This is a genomic window from Catellatospora sp. NPDC049609 (assembly GCF_040675365.1).
GTDB lineage: Bacteria > Actinomycetota > Actinomycetes > Mycobacteriales > Micromonosporaceae > Catellatospora.
On sequence record NZ_JBFAOU010000072.1, the window covers coordinates 1 to 20,248 of the forward strand.

17 protein-coding genes are annotated in these 20,248 nt (G+C 71.6%); 8 read left to right on the forward strand and 9 right to left on the reverse strand.

Annotated features, from left to right (window positions below; all coding sequences use genetic code 11):
- The 6 genes from AB0J67_RS20805 to rox all read left to right on the forward strand — a co-directional run.
- The coding region (locus AB0J67_RS20805; protein WP_363485041.1) for a hypothetical protein at window positions 1-370 on the forward strand (370 nt) is incomplete at its 5' end.
- A 211-nt stretch (window positions 371-581) separates the two neighbouring features.
- The gene (locus tag AB0J67_RS20810) at window positions 582-938 is read left to right on the forward strand and encodes a YciI family protein (protein WP_363485042.1); all 357 of its coding nucleotides are present in this window, start codon (window positions 582-584) and stop codon (window positions 936-938) included.
- Window positions 935-2,188 carry a sigma-70 family RNA polymerase sigma factor gene (locus tag AB0J67_RS20815; RefSeq protein WP_363485043.1) on the forward strand — a complete coding sequence of 418 codons (1,254 nt, stop codon included), beginning with the start codon at window positions 935-937 and terminating at the stop codon, window positions 2,186-2,188. The genes AB0J67_RS20810 and AB0J67_RS20815 overlap by 4 nt, the downstream gene beginning before the upstream one ends.
- 10 nt (window positions 2,189-2,198) lie before the next feature.
- Entirely contained in the window at window positions 2,199-2,708 is a 510-nt protein-coding gene (locus AB0J67_RS20820) for an SRPBCC family protein (RefSeq protein WP_363485044.1), read from the forward strand.
- Window positions 2,705-3,226, forward strand: a complete 522-nt coding sequence (locus AB0J67_RS20825; RefSeq protein ID WP_363485045.1) for a GNAT family N-acetyltransferase — start codon at window positions 2,705-2,707, stop codon at window positions 3,224-3,226. The genes AB0J67_RS20820 and AB0J67_RS20825 overlap by 4 nt, the downstream gene beginning before the upstream one ends.
- Window positions 3,227-3,575: 349 nt before the next feature.
- Complete coding sequence (gene rox, locus AB0J67_RS20830) at window positions 3,576-5,000, forward strand: rifampin monooxygenase (RefSeq protein WP_363485071.1); 1,425 nt, start codon at window positions 3,576-3,578, stop codon at window positions 4,998-5,000.
- A gap of 123 nt (window positions 5,001-5,123) precedes the next feature.
- Here the strand turns inward: rox and AB0J67_RS20835 are convergent, their stop codons facing one another.
- From AB0J67_RS20835 to AB0J67_RS20850, 4 genes are all read right to left on the reverse strand, one after another.
- Window positions 5,124-6,845, reverse strand: a complete 1,722-nt coding sequence (locus tag AB0J67_RS20835) for an acyl-CoA dehydrogenase family protein (protein WP_363485046.1) — start codon at window positions 6,843-6,845, stop codon at window positions 5,124-5,126.
- Between the two features lie 24 nt (window positions 6,846-6,869).
- Window positions 6,870-7,421 carry a PadR family transcriptional regulator gene (locus tag AB0J67_RS20840; protein ID WP_363485047.1) on the reverse strand — a complete coding sequence of 184 codons (552 nt, stop codon included), beginning with the start codon at window positions 7,419-7,421 and terminating at the stop codon, window positions 6,870-6,872.
- A gap of 117 nt (window positions 7,422-7,538) precedes the next feature.
- Window positions 7,539-8,357, reverse strand: a complete 819-nt coding sequence (locus AB0J67_RS20845; protein WP_363485048.1) for a DUF1206 domain-containing protein — start codon at window positions 8,355-8,357, stop codon at window positions 7,539-7,541.
- 254 nt (window positions 8,358-8,611) lie between these two features.
- Window positions 8,612-8,998 carry a VOC family protein gene (locus AB0J67_RS20850; RefSeq protein WP_363485049.1) on the reverse strand — a complete coding sequence of 129 codons (387 nt, stop codon included), beginning with the start codon at window positions 8,996-8,998 and terminating at the stop codon, window positions 8,612-8,614.
- Window positions 8,999-9,487: 489 nt separating this feature from the next.
- Between AB0J67_RS20850 and AB0J67_RS20855 the strand changes: the two genes are divergently transcribed.
- Complete coding sequence (locus tag AB0J67_RS20855) at window positions 9,488-11,140, forward strand: glycosyl hydrolase (RefSeq protein WP_363485050.1); 1,653 nt, start codon at window positions 9,488-9,490, stop codon at window positions 11,138-11,140.
- 213 nt (window positions 11,141-11,353) lie between these two features.
- Here the strand turns inward: AB0J67_RS20855 and AB0J67_RS20860 are convergent, their stop codons facing one another.
- On the reverse strand, window positions 11,354-12,310 hold the full coding sequence (locus tag AB0J67_RS20860; RefSeq protein WP_363485051.1) for a sulfotransferase: 957 nt from the start codon (window positions 12,308-12,310) through the stop codon (window positions 11,354-11,356).
- A gap of 169 nt (window positions 12,311-12,479) precedes the next feature.
- On the opposite strand from AB0J67_RS20860, the gene AB0J67_RS20865 reads away from it, so the two are divergent.
- Entirely contained in the window at window positions 12,480-12,929 is a 450-nt protein-coding gene (locus AB0J67_RS20865) for a hypothetical protein (RefSeq protein ID WP_363485052.1), read from the forward strand.
- Between the two features lie 129 nt (window positions 12,930-13,058).
- Here AB0J67_RS20865 and AB0J67_RS20870 read toward each other — a convergent pair whose 3' ends face one another.
- From AB0J67_RS20870 to AB0J67_RS20885, 4 genes are all read right to left on the reverse strand, one after another.
- Window positions 13,059-14,858, reverse strand: a complete 1,800-nt coding sequence (locus AB0J67_RS20870; protein WP_363485053.1) for an alkyl sulfatase dimerization domain-containing protein — start codon at window positions 14,856-14,858, stop codon at window positions 13,059-13,061.
- A 57-nt stretch (window positions 14,859-14,915) separates the two neighbouring features.
- A complete protein-coding gene (locus tag AB0J67_RS20875; RefSeq protein WP_363485054.1) occupies window positions 14,916-16,652 on the reverse strand; it encodes a GMC family oxidoreductase in 1,737 nt (578 codons plus the stop codon).
- Window positions 16,653-16,834: 182 nt separating this feature from the next.
- Complete coding sequence (locus tag AB0J67_RS20880) at window positions 16,835-18,550, reverse strand: aldehyde dehydrogenase family protein (protein ID WP_363485055.1); 1,716 nt, start codon at window positions 18,548-18,550, stop codon at window positions 16,835-16,837.
- A gap of 157 nt (window positions 18,551-18,707) precedes the next feature.
- Entirely contained in the window at window positions 18,708-20,192 is a 1,485-nt protein-coding gene (locus tag AB0J67_RS20885) for a long-chain fatty acid--CoA ligase (protein ID WP_363485056.1), read from the reverse strand.
- Between the last annotated feature and the right edge of the window lie 56 nt (window positions 20,193-20,248).

Genomic DNA, 20,248 nt, shown 5'->3' on the forward strand with positions numbered 1-20,248 from the left:
GGGCGCGCCCCGCCCCACCGCTGTGCCGCTTGCGGCGATGATGGTGCTGCAGGGGGTGACCATGTCGGTCGGACAGGGCATGCTGCGGGTGACGCTGGCGCACCCGTCCTTCTCCCGGCTGTACCGGACGAGCACGCCGCAGCTGAGCGTCGACGGCGTGGACCAGCCGGTACGCAGCTGGGGTACGCATACCGTGGCCGTCGCCGCCGGGCCGCACCGGATCGCCGTGCAGGTGGTGCCGAAGGAGGGCAGGCCCTTCGGCCAGGCCGAGGCCAGCGCCGTCGTCGAGCTGGGCGCCCAGACGGTCGTGGAGTACCGCGCGCCCCGCTTTCACCGCCACGGAAAGCTCATGATCGCCAGGCCGGTCTGACCGGGCACCGGCAACAGGCCGGTTGGATCGGCGGCCGCGACGCCTCGCTTGCCGGGTGAGCATCGCGAACCCACCCGTTCGCCGAGGGCGGCCCCGGGGACGGTCGGACCGGGGCTCGGAAATCCTGGCCTCGACTGTCGATCGGCGGTCGGTTTGACTCGTCGTGAAGGTAGGCGGGCCCACCCGGGCCCCACACGACGGGACACCCGACATGGCGAAGTACCTGATCCTCATCTACGGCGACGAGCGGCAGTGGGCCGCGATGTCCCCGCAGGAGGTGCAGCAGCTCCACGAGGCCCACCGCGCCTTCGCCGCCGCGGCCGGGTCCGCCCTGCTCGGCGGCGCGGAGCTGGAGCCCGCGGACATCGCGACCACGCTGCGCGCCGACCCGGCCGGCCGGCCGGCAGTCACCGATGGTCCGTTCCTGGAGACCAAGGAGGCGGTGGGCGGCTACTACCTCGTCGAAGCCGCCGACCTCGACGAGGTGATCGGTCTGGCCTCCCGGCTGTACGAGGTCTCCGCCGGCCACAGCGGGGTGGAGATCCGCCCGGTGGTCGATCACGGATGACCGCCGACGTCGTCGCGGCCGTCGCGCAGGCACACCGCCGGGACTGGGCCGGGGTGCTGGCCGCGACGGCGCGCCTGACCCGCGACCTCGATCTCGCGGAGGAGTGCACCCAGGACGCCTACGCCAAGGCGCTGGACACCTGGCCGCAGTCCGGTGTGCCCGATCGCCCCGGCGCGTGGCTCACCACCACCGCCCGCAACCGGGCGCTGGACGTGCTGCGCCGGGAGGCGGTGCTGCGCCGGGCCCTGCCGCTGCTGGTGTCCGAGCAGTCGGTGGCCGGGCCCGAAGACGGCCTCGACGACGACCGCCTGCGGCTGGTCTTCACCTGCTGCCACCCGGCGCTGTCCCGCGACGCCCAGGTCGCGCTGACGTTGCGGCTGGTGTGCGGCCTGACCACGGCCGAGGTGGCCCGCGCGTTCCTGGTGCCGGAGCCCACCATGGCCGCGCGGATCACCCGGGCCAAGAAGAAGATCACCGCCGCGTGTATCCCGTACCGCGTGCCGTCACCCGACCAGCTCGCCGAACGCGTCGGCGTCGTCCTCGAGGTCCTGCACCTGATCTTCACCACCGGTCACACCGCGCCGATCGGAGCGCAGCTGGTCCGCCGGGACCTGGTCGACAGCGCCGTCGACCTCGCCCGCCTGCTGCACCTGCTCATGCCGACCGACGCGGAGGTCAGCGCCCTGCTCGCGCTGCTGCTGCTCATCGACGCGCGTGCCGCCGGCCGCCGGTCCGCCACAGGACGCATGCTGCTGCTGTCGGAGCAGGACCGTTCGCGATGGGACGCCCAGCTGATCGGCGAGGGTGTCGCCCTGCTGACCGACGCGCTGCGCCGCCGGCCGCCGACCCGGTACGCCGTCGAGGCCGCTATCGCCGCCGTACACGCCGAAGCGGCGACCTGGCAGGACACCGACTGGTCCGAGATCGTCGGGCTGTACGACGTGCTGCTCCGGCTCTGGCCCTCACCGGTGGTCGAGCTCAACCGTGCCGTGGCCGTGGGCATGCGCGACGGCCCGCAGGCGGGGCTCGACGCGCTGACGCCGCTGCTGGCCGAGCCGGCGCTGGCCACCTACGGCTACCTCAGCGCCGCCCGCGCCGACTTCCTGCGCCGGCTGCACCGGTGGGCACCGGCGGCGGAGGCGTACCGGGAGGCCCTGACCCTCACCGACAACGACGTCGAACGCGCCTTCCTCACCGAACGGCTCGCCGAAGTCCAGCACACACCGACCAGAGAAGACCTGCCCCAGTGAAGGAACGCCCTTGACAGCCAGCGAGCCCGTCGCCGTGTCCCGGCGGATTGCCGCACCGGCGGCCGCCATCTTCGCCATCCTCGCCGATCCCCGGCGACACACCGATCTCGACGGCTCCGGGATGTTGCGGGGTGCCGCATCGGACGGGGTCGTCGCCGCCGCCGGCGACGTGTTCGTGATGAGGATGTACCACCCGCCGCACGGCGACTACGAGATGAACAACCACGTCGTGGAGTACGAGCTGAACCGGCGCATCGGCTGGGAGCCGGAAGCGGGCCGGGGCCACCCGGACACCGCACCCGGCAGCACGGCTCAAGCACGATGGGGGCACCGGTGGACCTATGAGCTGACCCCTGACGGCCCCGGCGCGACCGTCGTGACCCAGCGCTATGACTGCTCCCAGGCACCGGAGGATGAGCAGGCGTCGATGGAGGGCGGCCGGATCTGGGTCGAGAGCATGACCGAGACGCTGAAACGGCTGGACGCGCTGTGCACCAGGCCGAGTAGTCTGCGCGGATGATCGTCAGGCGATGCCGGCGGCAGGACGTCGACGTGCTGGAGCACCACCTCCCCACCGGCCCGAACCGCTACCACGAGGCCCGCTACCTCCGGCAACGCGAGGGGTTCAGCACGTTCCTGATCGCCTGCGCCGGCGACGTCCCGGTCGGCTCCGGGGAGGTCCTGTGGCAGGGCCCCAAGGAACCCGACGTCCGTGCGCGGTTTCCCGGCTGCCCCGAGATCAACGGATTGGCCGTTGCTCCCGAACGGCGGTCGCAGGGCGTCGGAACAGCGATCATCCGCGCGGCCGAGCAGCTCGCCACGCAGCGCGGCCATCACCGGATCGGGATGGGCGTCGACGATGACAATGCGCGGGCGGCCGCGCTGTACCTGCGGCTCGGCTATCGCGACACCGGCTGCCACTACCTCGATCGGTACCACTACACCGACGAGCGCGGCGTCCGTCACGAGGTCGCAGACCCCTGCCGGTTCCTGGTCAAAGAGGTCTCCGGCCGCCGGCGCGGCGATGGCGGGCCCTGATCAGCATCGTCGCCGCGCGGTCCGTGCGGAGCCGTGATCACACGCCGGGGAACGGACTGGACGGGATGCTGCGCGGGCTTGTACCTTGCAGCTGACCGAGACCCGCCCGAGGAGGTGAGACCCATGAACGCTGTATCGATGTGGGTGCTCCCCCTCCCGTCACGGTCGGGCGACTGACGTAGGTGTCGCCGGGAGCGCCTCGCTGACAAGGCACTCCCGAAAGGCGACGCCCATGCACTCTCCGCAGTTCCCCGCCGAGCCGTCATCGACCGCGACGGTCCAGCCCGACTCGACCGTGGTCGATGTGCCCAGACCCGCATCGCCGGCCTTCCGCACCAGCACACCCCCCATGTTCGACGTGATCATCGCCGGGTGCGGGCCGACCGGCGCGATGCTGGCCGCCGAACTACGGCTGCACGATGTGCGCGTACTCGTCCTGGAGAAGGAGACCGAGCCCGTCTCGTTCGTCCGCATCGTGGGTCTGCACATCCGCAGTATCGAGCTGATGGCGATGCGCGGGCTGCTGGAGCGCATGCTCGAACACGGCAGGCAGCGTCCGGCCGGCGGCTTCTTCGCCGCCATCGACAAACCCGCGCCGAAGGGCTTGGACTCCGCGCACGCCTATCTGCTGGGCATACCGCAGCCGGTCATCGTCCGCCTGCTCGAGGAACACGCGATCGCACTGGGTGCGCAGGTCCGGCGCGGTGGTGCGGTGGCCGGGCTCGACCAGGACGACGAGGGTGTGACCGTCGCGCTCGCCGACGGGGAACGGCTGCGTACGCGCTATCTCGTCGGCTGTGACGGCGGGCGCAGCACGGTGCGCAAACTGCTCGGCGTCGGCTTCCCCGGCGAGCCCGCGCGCACCGAGATGCTGATGGGCGAGATGGCGGCGGGGGTGCCGCCGCAGGAGATCGCCGCCAAGGTGGCCGAGGTCCGCAAGACCGATGAGCGGTTGAGTCTCCAGGCCTTCGGCGACGGGGTCTACCGCGTCGTGGTACCCGCCGCGGGCGTCAGCGACCGTGCGGAACCGCCCACCCTCGACGACTTCCGGCGACAGTTGCGCGCCATCGCCGGGACCGACTTCGGCGTGCACTCCCCGCGCTGGTTGTCCCGCTTCGGGGATGCCACCCGGCTGGCCGAACGTTACCGGGTGGGGCGGGTGCTGCTGGCCGGCGACGCGGCACACATCCATCCACCCGCCGGCGGTCAGGGCCTCAACCTGGGCGTGCAGGACGCGTTCAACCTCGGCTGGAAGCTGGCCGCACAGATCCGCGGCTGGGCGCCGGACACACTGCTGGACACCTACCAGGCCGAGCGTCATCCGGTCGCCGCGGACGTGCTGGACAACACCCGCGCCCAGATGACACTGTCGTCCACCGAGCCGGGCCCACGGGCCGTGCGCAGGCTGCTCACCGAACTGATGGACTTCGACGAGGTGAACCGCCATCTGATCGAGAAGATCACCGCTGTCGGCGTCCGCTACGACTTCGGCGCAGGCCCCGATCTGCTCGGCCGCCGCCTGCGCGACATCGACCTGGCACAGGGCCGCCTCTACGATCTGCTGCACCGCGGCCGCGGCCTGCTGCTGGACCGCACCGGACACCTCACCGTCGCCCGCTGGTCGGACCGGGTCGATCATCTCGACGATCCCGCTGCGGCACTGGATGTTCCGGGCGTCCTGCTACGCCCCGACGGCCACGTCGCCTGGGTCGGCGACGACCAGCAGGAGCTGGACGCTCACCTGTCCCGCTGGTTCGGCAAGCCCGCCAGGTGATCCCGCCTGAGCAACCGAAGGCGAGGGCCGGCCCGACCACGGCCGCAGGCGCCGAAACCGAACGTCGGGGCCGCGGCACCGCCCAGCCGGATGCCCGATGCCCGCCAGGTGCCGGGCGGCGCCCTATGGCCGCATCTCGTAGGCACCGGACAGCTCCTCGACCTGGGCCCACACGGCCGCGGTGCGTGCAACGTCGTGCACCGGGCGGCGCAGGTGCGCCAGGGCCCAGGCTGCCTGCGCCTGCGTGGTGGCCGCCTTGCCGTGCAGTTCGGTCGCGAACGCCGAGAAGTCCCCGACGAGCACCGCGAAGATCTCGTCGAGCAGGTGGCGGTCCAGCCCCGTCAGCTCGGCCTGCTCCAGGATCAGCTGGCCGTAGACGACCAGCGCGAACAACTGGCCGATGGTGAGCAGGAAGTCCAGGTCGCGCTGCTGGTCCTCGTCCGGGGCGTGGGCCTGGAGCAGCGCGCACAACCCGTCGGCCTGCTGCCGGAACACCGCGACGTTCGGGATGCCGGCGTGCTTGTCGTACGCGCCGCGCCAGTCGTGGAACCGGATCGCGCCCAGACCGCGGGCCGGGCCCTGCCGGAACAGGAACTCGTCGTCGGCGGCGTCGTCACGCGTGGGCACGGGCGCGAACCCGGCCGGCTGGAACAGGTAGTTCGGCATGAACTTCAGGATCAGGGCGAGGTTGACGTGGACGGTGCCTTCGAGCTTCGGCAGGCCGCGGATGTCCTTGGCGGCCTTGTCGAAGTAGGTGTCGGCCTCGAACCCCTTGGCGGCGATCACGTCCCACAGCAGGTCGACGACCCGCTCGCCCTCGGTGGTGACCTTCATCTTGGTCATCGGGTTGAACAGCAGGTACCTACGGTCGTCCGGGCCCGCGGACCGGAAGTAGTCGACGGCACGGTCGCTGAACAGCTTCATCGCGACCAGCCGGGCGTACGCGTCGGTGAGCTCGCGGCGCACGTGCGGGAAGTCGGTGACCTTCCTGCCGTAGAGCACCCGCCGGTGGGCGTGGGTGACGGCCTCGTACATCGCGTGCTCGCAGATGCCGATGGAGGCCGTGCACAGGTTGAACTTGCCGACGTTGACGGTGTTGAGCGCGGCGTCGAACGCGGCCCTGCCGGTGTGCAGCACGTCCTCGGCGCGCACCGGGTAGTCCTCGAGCCGGAACTCGCTGACGTACATCTGCCCGTTCACCACGTTCTTGACCAGGTGGTAGGCGGGGTGGCGGCTGTCGGCGGCGAAGAAGACGTAACCGTCGGGCCCTTCGACGTCGGCGCGGCGGCCGAACACGGATACGAGACCGGCGACGTTGCCGTTGCCGATGTAGTACTTCGCGCCGGTGGCCCGGAATCCGTCCGCGCCGTCCGGCGTGAGGATCATGTCGGTGGAGTAGATGTCGGCGCCGTGGCTGCGCTCGGACAGGCCGAACGCCATGACGTGGCCGTCGGCGAGCAGCCGGGCGGCGCGGGCTCGGGCGGCCGGGTTGGCGCTCTGCCACACCGGCCCCAGGCCCAGGACGGTCACCTGCCAGGTGTACCAGTAGCCGAGGCCGTAGAACCCGAGGATCTCACTGAGTGCGGCGTTACGTGCCGTGTCCCAGCGGCTGCCCGCGTCCCCGGAGGCGTCGGCCGCCGGTGTCAGGAACGTCGCGAACAGGCCCTCCTTGGCGGCGAAGTCGAGGAAGTCGCCGTACCAGGTCCGGTCGTTGTAGCTGTCGACGAGCACCTTCTTGCCGCGGTGCTCGAAGAAGTCGACGGTGGCGCGCAGCAGCCGGCGCGTCTGATCGTCGAAGTGGGCGGGGTCGTAGTCGCGCGGGTTGAGCAGCAACGGGTTCGCCATGGCGGCATCGCCTTCCGAGTGGGGTCAGCGGCCGAGGCCGCGGAGGGTGTCGAGGACGTCGTCGAGCCAGGCCAGGACCATCCGCTCGTATGCGATGCCGCCGCGCAGCACGACATGCTGCAACCGCCGGCCGGTGTCGAGTTCGCCCGCATCGGGGAAGTCACGCCGCTCGCCGGCCAGGTAGCGGCCGAGGGTGACCTCGTGGTCGGCGCGATAGCGCTCCACCTCGGCGATCAGCGCGGCGTGTCCGGTCCGGTCGTCGAACGCCGCGCCGCGGACCTTCACGGCGAGTTCGTGGCGGACCGTCTCGGGCTGGACGGGCTCGCGCAGCCAGTCGGTGAGCACCGCCCGGCCGGCCGCGGTGACGGAGTAGCGCCGCTTGTCGGGGCGGCCTTCCTGGTCGATCTCCTCGGCGGTGGCCCAGCCGTCGGACTCCATGCGCTTGAGCGTGCGGTAGATCTGCTGGTGCGTGGCGGTCCAGAAGCGGCCGATGGAGCGGTCGAACCGCCTGGCCAGCTCATAGCCGGATCCGGGCTGCTCCAGCAGGGAGACGAGAATCGCGTGTTCCAGGGCCACGCCGGCCATCATGCTATGAAACTTGTTGCATAACAATCCCGCCCCGGATAAATACCAGCGTCCGCGCGAAGCCGGGTGGCCCGACACGGATGCGGCCGACCGCGCCTGGGACCCCGGTCACACCTTTCGGTAGCGAGCCTGGAAGTAGCAGTAGATGCCGAACACGGCGAAGCCGGCCGCGGTCACCAGCATCAGGGCGTACCCGAACGGCTGCTGCGCCAGGGTGTGCAACGCCCCGTCGAGCCCCGTCGACTTGGCGGGGTCGAAGGTGACGGCCGCGATCGTGACGAGCACCCCGGCCACGGCGTACACGGCGCCCTTGACGGCGTAACCGAGCCGACCGGTCCAGACCGCCGCCCGGAACTCCCCCGCGCTCATCCGATCCCGCCGGAGATGGCGCAGGAAACCCTTCGTGATGCCGTACCCGACCAGGACCAGCCCCACCACGGCGACCGCGACGCCCGCGACACCGACCAGCCACGGTCCTTCCGGCCGACCGAGCAGGCCGCTGGTGGCCGCACGCTGCTGGCTGCCCGTGGCCGGGTCGACGCCGTTGGCCACCTGGATCGCCGTCACGCCCAACGCGAGGTAGACGACGGTGCGCCCGGCCGAGACGACCCGTTCCAGCGTGCGCCTGCCGCCACGCTCGTCGACGTGGCCCACCGCGGCCTCGAACAGCTGCCAGACCGCCATCGCCAGCATGCCGGCGGCGATGGCCCAGACCAGCGCCCGGCCGAACGGCTGCGCGGCCAGCAGCCGGAACGCACCGGACTGGTCACCGCGGGCGGACTGACCGTTCGCGATCTGCAGAGCGAGCCAGCCGACCGCCAGGTGCAGCAGGCCGTAGCCGATGAGACCGGCGCGGGTCAGGTTCTCCAGGGCGGGGCTGTTCCCGGCCGCGCGGGCCGTGCGGCGGGCGGTGCTGGTCAGACGCATGTCCTGCCGATACCTCCCGGCACGGTCCGACAAACCCGTCCACCGCCGGAGCCTGCCCCGCCGCCCCACGCCGCCTGCTGTCTGCGCCGGCTGAGCAAGCTGAGCCGGGACGTCTCAAGAGCGGCATCGGGTCCGCGCTCGCCGGGTTCCGGCAGCGGATCAAGAGCCGGCGCCAGCCTGACGGTCTGGCGCACGATGAGCAGTGCCAGGCCGGCGCCCTGCGGAGATCTCCCAAGCCTGCTCGCACGATCTCGTCAGCGGGTGTCGCGGCGCAGCGGGTGGTCGGCGGGGATCTCGACGATGACGATGCGTACCCCGTCGGGATCCTCGATCCACATCTCGTCGAGCCCCCACGGCTCCCGTCGCGGCTCGCGCAGGATCGGCACGCCTCGCGCCACGAGGCGGGCGTGCTCGGCCCGCAGGTCGCGTACCTGCAGCCAGATCTGCACCGCGCCGCCGGGCCGGGCGTCGGTGGCGCCGGAGACTTCGAGCAGTCCCTGGCCGAGGAAGAACACGACTCCCGGATGGTCGGGTGCCCCGAACTCGCGGTAGACGGCCAGCTCGAGCACGTCGCGATAGAACCGGTGCGACCGCTCCACGTCGGACGGCCGAAGCAGGATGCGACTACTGAGGATCTCCACGCTCCCATCATCGCGCGACGCGGCGCGCTCCGGCTGCACCTGCCGCGCGAGCCGCCACGGTCAGAAGGTGGCGATCGGGTTGGCCGGGCTGCCGGACGCACCGGCCGGCGAGGATCCCGTGACCAGATGGGAGCTGCTGCGGTACACCGCGCAGCTCGCGCCGACGCTGCTGCCGTAACCTGAACCGGCGGGCGCTTCTCGACATGCCCACCTCGACGACGAGCCCGACGCGGCAGGGATGGCCGCGATGATCCGGGCAGGTCGTGGCCCCAACGCGGACACGGCAGGCAACCGAGACCTGCGTTCGGTCCTCCCGCTGCGTTGGTGCATCACCGTTTCCGGTCGGGCAGCCGACACCGACCGCCACGCCTGGCGTGATCCCACCACGCGTTGTCCGTGAGAACTAACCTGAACGCACCCAGGTGGGAAATATGATCTTGCAGCCCTGGGCGACCTTCAGTCAGCGCGACAACGCACGGAGGCTGCCACATGACAAGCATTCGCCGCCGGCCCGCCCAGCGCCGAGGGCTGCTGACCCTGACCGTGGTGCTGCTGACCGCACTGCTGGCACCGATGGCGCCGGCGACGGCCGCCGGCGAGCCCATGATCTGGGGAGCGCACGTCGCCCGCCGCAGCGGTGAGAGCGAGCAGCAGGCGGTCCAGAACCTCGAGGCGTCGCTCGACCAGAGCCTGCGCGGCTCCCGCATCTTCGTCCTGTGGGACCAGCAGTTCCCGGACAGCTACCACAACTGGCTGCGCAGCACGGACCACACGCTGGTGCTGTCGGTCAAGGCGCGCCGGCTGGACGGCCAGCGGATCCCGTGGAGCAGCATCGCGAACGCGGCGCCCGGCCAGGCGATCCACAACGACATCGTGTCGTGGTCGACCAGGATCAAGAACTGGGGGGCGCCGATCTACTTCATCTTCAACCATGAACCCGAGGCGTCGACCAACCTCCAGAACGGGGATGCCACGGATTTCAAGAACGCCTGGCGCAGGATCGTCACGGTGTTCCGCGAGCAGGGCGTGACCAACGCGAAGTACCTGCTGACCATGACCGACTACAGCTTCTTCGTCAACCCGAGCGACCGTCGTCGCGCGGAGAAGTGGTACCCGGGTGACGACGTCGTCGACGCCATCGGCGGGGACTCCTACAACTGGTACACCTGCCGGGGCAGCAACGAGGGCTGGAAGTCGCTGCAGTCGATCATCGACCCGTTGCGTCAGTTCGGGACACAGCATCCGACCAAGGAGTTGTGGCTGCCCGAGTTCGCCACGATCGAGGACCCGGCCCAGCCCGGCCGGAAGGCGGCGTGGCTCGCCGCCGCGCAGGCGCTCTTCCAGCAGCCCGGATGGGAGCAGTTCCGCGGCGCGCTCTACTTCCACACCGAGCACGACAACAACCAGTACCCGGCGTGCAACTGGTGGGTCGACTCCTCGACGCAGTCGCGTGACGCCTTCGCGGCCATGGGCGCGGACCCGTACTTCGGCGGCGAGGGTGAACCCCCACCGCCGCCACCGCCCGGCAGCGGACTGCTCTTCGTGGTCGGGAACCCGGCCGCGCTCACCACGGGTGACACCGCGGTTCGCAACCGGCTGACCGCCGCGGGCCACACGGTGACCCTCGCCGACGACGACACGGTCACGGCCGGTGACGCGACAGGTCAGGCCGCCGTGCTGATCTCGGCGTCGGTGTCCTCAAGCCTCACCTCGCGGTTCCGGGACGTCACGGTGCCCGTCCTGACGTGGAAGCCGTGGATCTACGACGACATGCGGATGACGGGCACCACCGCGGATGTCAGCTACGGCAACACCTCCGCATCCGCCGCCGTCATCACCGCTGCCGGCCATCCGCTCGCCGCCAGCCGGACCGGGACGGTCGCCCTCTACGCCACGAACCAGACCATCGGCTTCGGGGTGCCCAACAGCGGCACCGGCGGCGCGACGACGGTGGCGACCGTCTCCGGGCAGCCCGGCATCTTCGTCTACGAGTCCGGGGCGAGCATGGTCGGCGGGACACCGGCACCGGGCTGCCGGATCGCGTTCCCGGCGAGCGCCACGAGCCCGGCCGCGTTCGAGTCCGGTGGCGGAGCGCTCTTCGACGCGGCGGTCGACTACGCGGCGGGGAACTGCGCAGCATAGTCATTTCGGCGCCCCATCACGAACACCGGCAGGATCTTGCGATCAAGGCCGAGCCACCCGCGCAGAGGGGGCTCGGCCTTGAGGCGGGGTGCGTCAGGTGGCCCGCCCCTGCGCACGGTGCCAGGTCGAGGTGTCATCCCGGCGAGCGTGCACGCGACCCGGTCGGCCCGCCATCATCCCGTCCACGGTGTCAAGCCCGGCGTGCCGCAGCCGTCACTCGTATCCCATCTCGGGGATGACCTTGCCGAGTGACTCTTCGATGAACGCGCGGGTTTCGCCGTCGAACTGGTCGTTGCGGTGCGCCAGCTTGTGCGACTGAAACGATGAAGGGGTGGCGAAGTCGTCGACGCCGAGCCGTTCGAACAGGGCGCGGCGCTGCCCGGGCCAGTCGGCGGCGAGATCTTCCGCCTTCACCTCGAAGTATCGCCTGCCCGTCAGGTCTGCCGAGCTCTTCCAGGTGAGCCATCGGTGGTAGACCGGCTTGAGGTAGTCGAGCGCGCCGTCCACGGTGGATGGTGCCCATGGCTGGGCCAGGTGGGAGGCGAGCACGGCGACCGGGTGGCGTTTGATGTGCACGATGGTCGCCTCGGGGAACAGCTCCCAGAGGAACTCCATGCACAGCAGGTTGAACGGCGTCTTCTCGCACCAGGTCGGCTTGCCCGCGTCGGCGGCTGCTCCGCCGAACAGGGTGTCGACCAGATTCCGCAGGATGGCGACCAGCTCGCCCCGGTCGCTGAAATACCGGGGAACCACCCGTCGGCGGCTCGGCGGCCCGAACGGCCCGGCCGGCCGGTCGGCGTCGCCGAAACCCTCCGCGGGCGCGGGCTCGTCGAAGGTGTACGCGATCAGCTGCGGCCAGAGCTGCTGCACCGCGTCCCGGTAGCGCTGCTGGCCGACCAGCTCCGGAACGGTCTTGCCGCGGTCGTCGCGCCGGCCGGGCACCCGTACGGTGAGGAAGTCGCTCAGCCGGAGCAGGGCGTCCTCACCGACGTGGGGGTCGTATCGAGCGGTGAGCGCGTCCGCCAGGTCCCGCAGACCACCCGGGTCGATGATGAACTTGGTCTCCATGGGAATCCGGTGGATCAGCGGATGTTCGCCGATGATGTTGGCGATCCGTGACGTTCCCGAACGGCCCGTACCGGCAACGAAGATCGGTGAGGGGGAGGACATGGCGAGCAGTCAAGCCCTCGGCCCGACACCTGTGCAAGCCATTTATCCCCCTTCACCTGCTGCTACGGGGCCGGGCACGCACCCGCCCGCCGAGTGCGTGCCGAACAGCCGCAGGAGGGCACGAGGAGCACGGCCGGGCCGTGTCGCAGGTGCCACGTACGATGCCGCGATGCCTTCCCCCTCCCCCACCGACGCCCCGCGTCTCGAGTGCACCTGCCCGGAGCACGTCGAGGAGCTGCACGATCTGATCGTGCCGAGCGCCGAGCCGCACCACCTGCCGCACATGAGCGTGCGGGAGCTGCGCGGCACCGGCGACTTCAGCGTGCAGGCGCTGCCCGAACGCGACCGGCGGCTGGCCGTCTTCGGCGATGACGGCGAGAGCTACCACGTCGAGGTGTACCAGTGGTCGCTGTGGGCCGGTGACGCCGCGCGCTGCTTCTACGACGACGACGCAGAGCTGGCCCTGGACGACTCGCTGCGGGAGCGGGCCGGGATCGAGCGGGTCGCGTGGCTGGACCGCGAGGTGTTCCACCTCGCCGCGCCGGGCATGTGCGCCGGTGGCGTGCTGGCCGCCGCGGCGCGGGCGCTGCTCGATGCGCGGGTGCGCCGCACCGGCTGAGTAGCCGCTGCGGGCCCGTCCGCGCCGGTGGTCGGGGACGTCAACCGAGGCCGGAGCGTTGACACGCGCGGGCCGTCACCCGCCGCCGGAACACGGCGGGCGACGGCCGTCGCGTCGACCACGTCGCCGTCAGGGCGTCACGATCGCGAACCGCGGGTCGGGCGCGTCGAGGTAGCCCTGCATGCGCTTGAGCCCGTCGAGATCGCCGTCGTACGTGATGCCGCCGAGGCCCTTGCCGGCCAGCATGCCCAGCAGCTGCGGCTTGGTCAGGGTGAGGCTGAGGTCGGGGTCGCCCGCGGGCGGGTCCTGCTGGTGGACGAGCACCCCGTTGCGCAGCGTGGTGCGATAGGCCTGGCCGAGGTCGGTGAACGTCCAGTCGATGGTGATCGTGTCGTGCCACGCCTTGGGCGCGTCGACGCGGATCGCCAGGGTGTCGAAGATCTGCTCGATCGACAGCACGGCGGCCATGCCGCCGCCGAGGTCGACCGGGGTGACGTCGGGCCCGTGGCGCAGCTCCTGCGCGCCGGTGAGGTAGAAGTTGCGCCAGATGCCGTTCTCCGCGCCGTGGCCGAGCCGGTCGTACACCTGCGCGAGCAGTTCCTTCGCGCCGCCGTGCGCGGGGTCGGCGAAGACGGCGTGCTGCAGCAGCTGGGCGGCGAACCGCAGGTCTCCGGCGTCGGCGTAGTCGCGTGCCTTGGCCACGACGGCGTCGAGGCCGCCGAGGCAGTCGACGTAGCGCTTGGCGGTCTCGACCGGCGGGTGCTGCCACAGGTTGGCCGGGTTGCCGTCGAACCAGCCGAGGTAGCGCTGGTAGACGGCCTTGACGTTGTGCGACACCGACCCGTAGTAGCCGCGGCCGTGCCATGCCGCGTCCAGGGCGGGCGGCAGCTGGATCATCTCGGCGATCTCGGCTCCGGTGTGGCCCTGGTTGGCCAGCCGCAGCGTCTGGTCGTGCAGGTAGGCGTACAGGTCGCGCTGCTCGGTCAGGTATCGCGTCATGTGCTGGCGGCCCCAGGTGGGCCAGTGGTGCGAGGCGAACACGACGTCGGCCGCACCGTCGAACATGGTGATCGCCTCGGTGAGGTAGCGCGACCAGATCCGGGCGTCGCGGACCAGCGCGCCGCGCAGGGTGAGCACGTTGTGCATGGTGTGCGTGGCGTTCTCGGCCAGGCACAGCGCGCGGTGGTCGGGGAACAGGAAGTTCATCTCCGACGGCGCCTCGGTGCCCGGCGTCAGCTGGAACACCATCCGCACGCCGTCGATGGTCTCCTCCTGCCCGGTGCGGGTGACGTCGATCGTGGGCGGGAACAGCGACACGGTCCCGGAGGACGCGGCGTTGCCCAGCCCGAACCCGATCTGTCCGGCCGGGCCGATCGGCAGGGTCGCGCCGTACATGAAACTCGCCCGGCGGGTCATCGCCGTGCCGGCGAACACGTTCTCGGCGACGGCGTGCTCCATGAACCCGACGGGCGCCAGGATCGGCACGTCGCCGTCGGTGACGCCGGCGGCGCCGCCGAAGTGGTCGGCGTGGGAGTGGGAGTAGAGCAGCCCGGTGACGGGCCGGTCGCCGCGGTGGGCGCGGTACAGGCCGAGCGCCGCCGCGGCGGTCTCCACGCTGAGCAGCGGGTCGATGATGATGATCCCGGTGTCGCCCTCGACGATGGTCATGTTCGAGATGTCCAGGCCGCGTACCTGGTAGATGCCCTCGGTGACCCGGTAGAGGCCCTGGCGGGCGCACAGCCGGCTCTGGCGCCACAGGCTCGGGTTGGCGGTGTCGGGGCAGTCGCCGTCGAGGAAGGACCACGCGTCGGCGTCCCACACGACCCGCCCGTCGGCAGCGGTGACGACACCCGGGGTCAGCGCGGCGATGAAGCCGCGGTCGGCGTTGTCGAAGTCGGTGCGGTCACCGAAGTCGAGTGTGTTGTCCATGGCGGATCCTCCGTGCGTGTCGATCTGAGGGGTGCTGCGACCTGGGCTGTCGGCCCGTCAGCGGGCTGAGCTGTGCGGCGGCGGCTCGGCGGCGGTCTGGCGCAGCGCGGCCGGGGCGTCCGCCGGGACGGCGGGCCGGTGCGGCGCGACCGGCGCGAGGCGCCGGTAGGGGGCGCCCAGCGCGGGCCTGGGGTCGGGCTCGCCGCGGTTGGGCCAGAACGACATGGCGCGCTCGGCCTGGGCGGTGATGGTCAGCGACGGGTTGACGCCGAGGTTGGCCGACACGGTCGAGCCGTCGGCGACGTGGACGCCCGGGTGGCCGTAGAGCCGGTGGTACGGGTCGACGACACCGGTCTGCGGGGAGTCGCCGATCGCGCAGCCGCCGATGAAGTGGGCCGTGAGCGGGATGTTGGCGATCTCGCCGATGGTGCCGCCGGCGATGCCGTCGATCTTCTCCGCGACGCGGCGGGCGGCGTCGTTGGCGGCGGGGATCCAGGACGGGTTCGGCTGGCCGTGGCCCGGGCCGGAGGTGAGCTTGTACCGGCCGGTCAGGGTCCGGCGCCCGCGGACGGTGATGGAGTTGTCCAGGGCCTGCATCACCAGCAGGATGATCGTGCGCTCGGACCAGTTCTTCGGGGAGAACCAGGTCCAGTTCCGCGGCTGGGTCGCCATCGTCTTGAGCCAGGTGACCCAGCGGGGGCGGCCCTGGTCGCCGTCGGTGAGCGCGGTCTGCAGCAGTGCCATCAGGTTGCTGCCCTTGCCGTAGCGCACCGGTTCGATGTGGGTGTTCTCGTCGACGTGGATCGACGAGGTGATCGCGACACCCTGGGTGTAGGCGATGTTCTTGTCCCGCGCCTTGACGCCCAGCACGGACTCGGAGTTGGTCCGCGACAGCTGCCCGAGCCTGCCGGAGACGTGCGGCAGCGACCCGGTGTCGCGCAGGCGGTGCAGCAGCTTCTGGGTGTTGTACGTGCCGGCCGCGAACACGACCTGCTCGGCGGTGAAGGTGCGCCGGTGCCGCCTGCGGCGGGCCGGCTTGCCGGTCACGACCGTGTGCACGGCGTATCCCCCGGCGGGCAGCGGCGCGACGTCGACGACGGTGGTCATCGGGTGGATCTCGCAGCCGTTGCGCTCCGCCAGGTACAGGTAGTTCTTGTCCAGGGTGTTCTTGGCGTTGTACCGGCAGCCGGTCATGCACGAGCCGCACTCGATGCAGGTGTTGCGCCGGGGTCCGGCGCCGCCGAAGAACGGGTCGTCGACCTCGGTGCCGCGCTTGCGGCCGTCCTCGCCGAACAGCACGCCGACGGGCGTCAGGGTGAACGTGCCGCCGACTCCCATGTCGTCGGCCACCGACTTGAGGACCTTGTCGGCCTCGGTGACGGTGCGGTTCATGGTGACGCCGAGCATGCGCCGGGCCTGGTCGTAGTGCGCGTCGAGTTCGTCGCGCCAGTCGGTGATGTGGGCCCACTGCGGGTCGTCGAAGAACGGCGCGAGCGGCTTGTAGAGCGTGTTGGCGTAGTTGAGCGATCCGCCGCCGACGCCGGCGCCGCCGAGGATCACGACGTCGCGCAGCAGGTGGATGCGCTGGATGCCGTACAGCCCCAGGGCCGGGGCCCACACGAACCTGCGCGCGTCCCACGAGGTCCTGGGCAGTTCCTCGCTGGTGTAGCGCCTTCCCGCCTCGAGCACGCCGACGCGGTAGCCCTTCTCGGTCAGGCGCAGGGCGCAGACGGATCCGCCGAAGCCGGAGCCGATGACGAGGACGTCGTAGTCGTGGGCACTCATGGGATGCATACCTTCCGCAGCAGCGTCAGATCGTGGTCGGCGCCCCGGTCGGGCAGCGCCTGGTCGGGGTGGCGTGCACCCTCGGCGCCGCGCATCGGCGGGTCCGGGGACGAGCCGCCAAATGCGTTAACGCCAGTATCGTTATTCGGGCCGGGCAGGGCAAGGTCCTTGCCGACCGGAAAGAGCAGCCGTCAGCCCCGCAGCGCCGAGGCGAAGATCCCCGGTAGCGCCGACCAGCGGGGCGCGGCGGCGAACGCGGTGAGCCGCCGGCCGGTCGTCGCGGCCGTGCGGTTGGTCAGGAACCACGGCGGTTTGGGGGTGAGGCTGAACTCGCCGGTCAGCACCGAGCGCGGCAGCGGCCGGAACGGCCCGTACACCACGGTCCGTTCCGGCCGGTGCAGCAGCAGCGAGTTGTGCACCACGCCGCGGCCGCTGGCGATGTCGTCGAGCGGGTGCCCGGGGAACGCTCCCCAGGTGGCGCGGGGAGTCAGGTAGCCCACGCCGGTCCAGGCGTTGACACCGACGGTGCCGTAGCGCAGCCGCGCGACGGCCTCCCGCAGGCCCGGGCCGAGCCGCCGCCGCGTACGGGGGTCGATCAGCAGGTTGGCGCCCAGCGTGCCGTGCAGGCGTTCGTTGGCGGCGTCGACCGCGGCGTCGAGGAACTCCATGCCCGTGCCGGGCAGTTCGGCCACCCCGAGGACCGGCCCGAAGTACTCGGTGCCGAACGCGGACTCGGCCTCATCGTCCAGGTCGAGGTTCCACAGCACGGTCCGCTCGGCGGTGCCGCCGACGGCCTCGAACCGCGGATGCTCGCGCCGGGCGCCGGACACCCGCCCGTCGCAGCCCGGATACCAGGCCGGGCGGGCGGGCGCGTTCGCCAACGCGTCGCGCAGCGCGGCGAAGAACTCCCGCTTCTGCGGCCAGTCCCGGCTGACGATGACGATCTGCGCGGCCACGCAGTTGAAGCCGCTGTTGTGCAGCCGCTGCGTGGCGACGTGCTCGGCCTGGAACCGCAGGTCGGCCGGCGACCAGCGGCCGGGCACCACGATCGTCGGCGACACCCCGCCGAGTTCGCTGGTGACGGGCTTGTCCAGCCGGGGCGTGCCGGCGGCCTTGGCCGCCCGCCCGGCCGCGCCGGTCCCCCACACGATCGCGTCGTGGGTGGCCTCGCTGCCGGTGAGGTGTACGGCGTCGACACCGGCGTGGGTCACCAGGTGGTCGCCGACGGACGCGTCCCCGGTGACGATGCGCAGATAGCCGCGGTCGATGAACGGCGCGAACACCGCGGCCAGCACCGGCAGCAGCGCGTCGGCGACCGGGTTCAGCTTGAGCAGCACCACCCGGTTGTACGCGTACAGCTGGTACAGCACGTCCAGCGGCGCGATCGAGAAGATGTTGCCGGCGCCCATGACCACGGCGACGCCCGCGGTACGCTCCGGAGCGAGCAGGCCCAGCCCGGCGCGTTGCCTGGTCTCCTGCGCGGTGACGCCGGGCTCCATCCAGACCTCGGCCCGGAACCCGCTGAGCAGCAGCCGGTCGAAGGCGGTGTGCGGCAGCACGTCGATGCTCACCCGGCCGCCCGGTGCGGCGCCGATCCTGCACCCCGCCAGCAGGTCCCGTCCCTGCTCCAGGCGGGCCAGGGTGTCGGCGAGGGCGTCGACGTAGCCGAGCACGGCCCAGGGGCCGCTGGTCCACTCCTCGCCGAGCAGCGGGGAGCCGGCGGGCAGCTGCTTGATGCTCCCGGCGACCCGTACCCACTGCTCGGCGTGGGCGGCGACGGCCGCCTGCACCTGGCGGAGCAGGAGGCGGCGGGCGCTGAGCGGCTCGCGGGCCCAGGCCCGTTCGCCGTCGCGCAGCTCGGCGAGCAGCTGGTCCAGCTGCGCGGTGGTGGCGGTGCTGATGGTCATCGGTGTCCTTGTCGGCGCGGGGTCGGCGGAAGGCCGCCGAGGAACGTGACCGCGACGGTGGTCGCGGGCACGCCGGAGGGTGCGGGGTCGGCCGCCGCCTGCCGCTCCTCCCACGGCAGGCGGCGGGGTCGGTGTGCCGGCGTGCGGCCGGCGCGGGTCAGGCGATCAGGTCGGCGGGCACCGCGACCTCACGCTTGAGAATCTTGCCGGTCGGCGACTTCGGCAGCTCGGCGACGATCCACACGTGCCGGGGGTACTTGTACGCGGCGGCCCGCGCCTTCACGTGCTCGCGCAGCTCCTCGGCGGTGGCCTCGGCACCGGCCTTGAGCGCGACCACGGCGCAGATCTCCTCGCCGAGCTCGGCGTGCGGCACGCCGATGACGGCGGCCTCCCGCACGGCCGGGTGCTCGTAGAGCAGCTCCTCGACCTCGCGCGGGTACACGTTGTACCCACCGCGGATGATCATGTCCTTCTTGCGGTCGACGATGAAGAAGAAGCCGTCGTCGTCGACGCGGCCCAGGTCGCCGGAGCGGAACCAGCCATCGGCGTCGATCGCCTCGGCGGTCGCGTCCGGACGGCCCCAGTACCCCTTCATGATGTTGTGACCGCGGATCACGATCTCTCCGACGCCGTTGTCGACGTCGCGCAGCGCCATCTCGACCCCGGCGACGGGGGTGCCGATCGAACCGGCCTTGCGCTCGCGGTCGGCGTGGTTGAACGACGCGATGGGCGAGGTCTCCGACAGGCCGTACCCCTCGAGGATGACGCAGCCGAACGCGGCCTCGAAGCCGCGCATGACCTCGACGGGCAGCGCCGCCCCGCCGGACACGCACAGGCGCAGGCTGTCCACGTCGAACTCGGCCCGCTGCGGGTGGGCCAGCAGCGCGACGTACATCGTCGGCACGCCCTCGAAGACCGTGACGCGGTGGCGGTGGATCGTGTCGAGCACGGCCTGGGGGTCGAATCGCGGCACCAGCGCCAGGCACGCCCCGGCGGCGACCGCCGCGTTGAGCCCGCACGTCTGCCCGAACGAGTGGAACAGCGGCAGCGCGCCCAGCACGATGTCGGTGGGCGTCAGCGCCAGCAGGTCGACCCCGACCTGGGCGTTGCGGGTCAGGTTGGCGTGGCTGAGCTCGGCGCCCTTGGGCGTGCCGGTCGTGCCCGAGGTGTAGAGGATGACGGCGGTGTCGCCCGCCTCGCGCGCGACGATGCCGTCCTGCGGCGCGGTGGCGCCCAGCAGGTCTTCGAACTCGCCGGGCACCACCAGCAGGCATTCGGTGCCGGCGGCGGCCGCGCCGGCGGTGGCGGCCGCGGCGAACCCGTGCCAGGCCAGCACGACCGTGGCCTGCGAGTCGCTCAGGTAGAACGCCACCTCGCGGGACTTGAGCAGCACGTTCATCGGCACGACCACCGCACCGGCGCGCAGGATGCCGTAGTAGGCGGCGGCGAACTGCGGCACGTTGGGCAGCATGAGCCCGACCCGGTCGCCGGGCCGCACGCCGCGCTCGCGCAGCAGGCCGGCCACCCGGGCGCTCGCCGCGTCGAGCTGCGCGAACGACAGCACCGCGGTGCCGAGCCGGATGGCGGGTGCGGCGCCGTCGCGGGCGGCCGAGTCGGCCAGATTCTGGGCAAGGTTGGTCATGTCCGCTCTCTCCATCGGGTGGGTTCACGTGGCTCGGTGGTTCGGTTACGCAGTCG